The 3592-nt window shown below is 67.4% G+C and carries 4 protein-coding genes; 3 read left to right on the forward strand and 1 reads right to left on the reverse strand.

Annotated features, from left to right (window positions below; genetic code table 11):
* The coding region (locus AB4Z48_RS40250; protein ID WP_441624450.1) for an ABC transporter substrate-binding protein at nucleotides 1-616 on the reverse strand (616 nt) is incomplete at its 3' end.
* A gap of 267 nt (nucleotides 617-883) precedes the next feature.
* Between AB4Z48_RS40250 and AB4Z48_RS40255 the strand changes: the two genes are divergently transcribed.
* The 3 genes from AB4Z48_RS40255 to AB4Z48_RS40265 all read left to right on the forward strand — a co-directional run.
* On the forward strand, nucleotides 884-1771 hold the full coding sequence (locus AB4Z48_RS40255; protein ID WP_441624452.1) for a GNAT family N-acetyltransferase: 888 nt from the start codon (nucleotides 884-886) through the stop codon (nucleotides 1769-1771).
* 181 nt (nucleotides 1772-1952) lie between these two features.
* Complete coding sequence (locus AB4Z48_RS40260; protein ID WP_441624454.1) at nucleotides 1953-3356, forward strand: aspartate aminotransferase family protein; 1404 nt, start codon at nucleotides 1953-1955, stop codon at nucleotides 3354-3356.
* Between the two features lie 50 nt (nucleotides 3357-3406).
* The coding region (locus AB4Z48_RS40265; protein ID WP_441624456.1) for a 2Fe-2S iron-sulfur cluster-binding protein at nucleotides 3407-3592 on the forward strand (186 nt) is incomplete at its 3' end.

The following is a 3592-nucleotide window of genomic DNA, read 5'->3' on the forward strand; positions in this document are numbered from 1 at the left end:
TGACGATGAGGAAGTGGAAGGTGCCCAGGATCACCGGCAGGTCGGCATTGGGGCTGGTGAGCACCACCGTGACCTCGTTCGGGCCGGTGGCTTTCACGCTCTCGATCTGCTCGGCCAGCACCTTGGCCTTGGAAGCGGTGGCGGGGTCCCTGTGGCGCATGATCGAATACACCACGTCGGCCGGGGACAACGCCTTGCCGTCGTGGAAGGCCACGCCCTTGCGCAGCGTGAAGACCCAGGTCTTGGCATCGGTCGTGTTGAACGACTCGGCCAGCGCCGGCCGCGGCGTCAGGCTGCCATCGAGCGAGGTCAGGCCGTTGTAGACCATGTTGCAGCGCACGTAGTCGTTCTGGTTCGACTGTTTGGACGGATCCAGCGTATCGGACGCGGCCGCCGTGGCGGCTGCCACGCGGATGCGGCCACCCCGCTTGGGCGTCTGTGCATGGGCCTTGACCGCCACGCCGGCCAGGCTGCCAGCCAGCGTGGCCTGCATGCCGCCCGCCAGCAGCATCGCCAGGACGTCACGCCGCGTCGCCCCGCGCTTGAGCAAATCCATCACACGAAGGCTTTCGCCGGGGCCGACAAGGTTCTCGAACTCTTTACGGCTTTCGCTCATCGTAGTGCTCCTGGTTGGTCTGGAAAGGCCGGCGGGTGCGGACTTGTCACGACGCACCGCGAATGACTGCAGGTCATTCATGCTAGTCAAGAAGGCTCAGCATTTGTCCCTGTTACAGCCTGCGCTACCGCATTGAATTGCAAATCCGGCACCTCCGGCAGACGAATCTTGCAAGTTACGGATAAACCCCAACTCGTTCTGGCTCGACCGAACGATGTCGTTCAAGATAAATGCCGGTGCCAACCTTTCTTCCCGAGGACAACGCCCATGTTTGCCCCGCTTCCACATGCCCAGGACACCATTGCTGACGACGGCGTGGTGCTGCGCCCGATGACTGCCGACGACCTGACGCGCGCCCACGCCCTGTCGCAGGAACAGCGCTGGCCCCATCGCCTGACCGACTGGGAGCAGATGTTCGCGCACGCCGAGGGCATCGTAGCCGAACTCGATGGCCAGTTCGTCGCCACTGCCCTGCGCTGGCGCTGGGGCAAGCACCACGCCACCATCGGCATGGTGATCGTCACGCCGGCGTGCCAGGGCCGGCGCATCGGCTACCGGCTGATGCGCGCGCTGCTCGAAGGCCTGGACGAATGCACCGTGCTGCTGCACGCCACGGCCGATGGCCGCGGCCTGTACGAGCGCCTGGGCTTCGCGCGCACCGGCGAGGTTTGCCAGCACCAGGGCACGGCCCAGCCTGCCCCGTTGATCGCCCTGCCCGACGGCTGGCGCCTGCGCCCCGCGGGCCACAACGAGGCCGGTGCGCTGCACCGGCTCGACGCGCAGGCGCGCGGCATGCCCCGCAAGGCATTGGTCAACGACCTGCTGGCCAGCGCCGAGGCCTGCGTGGTGCTGGACTTAGAAGGCGAAGCGCGCGGCTTCGCCATGCTGCGCCGCTTCGGGCGCGGCCATGCCATCGGCCCGGTAGTAGCGCCCGGCGCCAATGGCGCCAAGGCGCTGGTCGCATACCTGACCGGCCTGAATGCGGGCAACTTCACGCGTATCGACATCGACTGCGCCAGCGGGCTGGGTGAATGGCTGGACAGCATTGGCCTGCCGCGCGTGGACGCGCCCACGACCATGGTGCGCGGCGCACCAATCGCCACGCCTCCAGGGGCGCCGGCGCCGTTCGCACTCGTGACCCAGGCCATGGGCTAAAGACCCGCCAGGTTGCTGGAAGCGCACTACCAAACAATCTGCTGCCACGGCCCGCATAACAGCAGCCTGCTTCGTTCAGCCCCCTCAATGCAGCATCACGCCATGTGCCGCCTGCCGTAACCTTGAGGCAAAGGCCAGCCTGTTGTGCTGCGCACACGAATTGACGCGAACGGACCCTGCCATGACCCAACTCACTGACCTGCCCCAGCTCGCCGCGCTTGAAGCCGCCGATCGCGCGCACCTTATCCACCCTGTGTCGCCCTGGCGCGTGCACGAGCAGCGCGGCCCCACGGTGCTGTCTTCGGGCCGCGGCGCGTGGCTGACCGACGCCAACGGCCACGAAGTGCTCGACGCCTTCGCAGGGCTGTGGTGCGTCAACGTGGGCTACGGCCAGGAAAGCGTGGTGCAGGCCGCCGCCGAGCAAATGCGCCGCCTGCCCTACGCTACCGGCTACTTCCATTTCAGCAGTGAGCCGGCGATCCGCCTCGCCGACAAGCTGGTGCAGATCACGCCCCGCTCGCTGAACCACGTATATCTCACTCTGGGCGGCTCCGAGGCGGTCGATACGGCCGTGCGTTTCATCACGCAGTACTTCAACGCCACCGGGCGCCCGTCGAAGAAGCACTTCATCTCGCTGGAGCGCGGCTACCACGGCTCCTCGTCGACGGGCGCCGGCCTCACCGCCCTGCCTGCGTTCCACCGCGGCTTTGACCTGCCGCTGCCGACGCAGCACTACATCCCCTCGCCTAATCCCTACCGCGCCGCCGATCCCACCGATGCGCAAGGCATCATCGACGCCTCGGTGGCGGCACTGCGCGCGAAAATCGCCGAACTGGGCGCGGACAATGTGGCCGCGTTCTTCTGCGAACCGATCCAGGGCTCGGGCGGCGTGATCGTGCCGCCCAAGGGCTGGCTCAGGGCCATGCGCGACGCCGCGCGCGAGCTGGACATCCTCTTCGTGGTCGACGAGGTCATCACCGGGTTCGGCCGCACCGGCCCCATGTTTGCCTGCGAGGCCGAAGACGTCACCCCGGACATCATGACGCTGGCCAAGGGCCTCACCGCCGGCTACGTCCCGATGGGCGCGACGCTGATCTCCGACCAGGTCTATGCCGGCATCGCCGACGGCGCACCCGGCGCAGCGCCCATCGGCCACGGCGCCACGTATTCGGCCCACCCGGTCAGTGCGGCAGTGGCGCTGGAAGTCCTGCGGCTGTATGAGGAAGGGGGCATCCTGGCCAATGGGCAGCGTGGCGCGGCAACCTTCGCAGCCGGACTGGATGCGCTACGCAGTCATCCGCTGGTGGGCGACTCGCGCCATCGCGGACTGCTGGGCGCGCTGGAACTTGTCAGCGACAAGGCCAGCAAGCGCGGCTTCGACGCATCGCTGGGGCTGTCCGACCGCATTGCCGCGACCGCCTACGGCAACGGCATCGTGTTCCGCGCCTTTGGCGACAATATCCTCGGCTTTGCCCCAGCGCTGACGTACACCGAAGACGAATTCGAGCTGATGTTCGCGCGCGTGAAGCAGACGCTTGACGACGTGCTCGCCTTCCCCGAGGTGCGTGCCGCGCTTGCGAGCTGAGATTGCAGCAGTCAGCCCATTGTTTCCAAACCAACGCCGAGCCGCCGCCCATGCCCGACAACGCTCCCCCACTGCCCGCGCGATTCATGCGGCTGGCAGAATCCGACCGCCCCGCCATCACCCTGCGCATCGATGGCCGCAGTGCCACCGCCCTGGCGGGTGACACCCTTCTGGTCGCACTGCTGCTGAATGGCCGGCGCGTGCGCGACAGCGAATTCGGCGACGGCCCGCGTGCG

The sequence above is a fragment of the Cupriavidus sp. 2TAF22 genome, from assembly GCF_052115045.1.
Taxonomy (GTDB): Bacteria; Pseudomonadota; Gammaproteobacteria; order Burkholderiales; family Burkholderiaceae; genus Cupriavidus.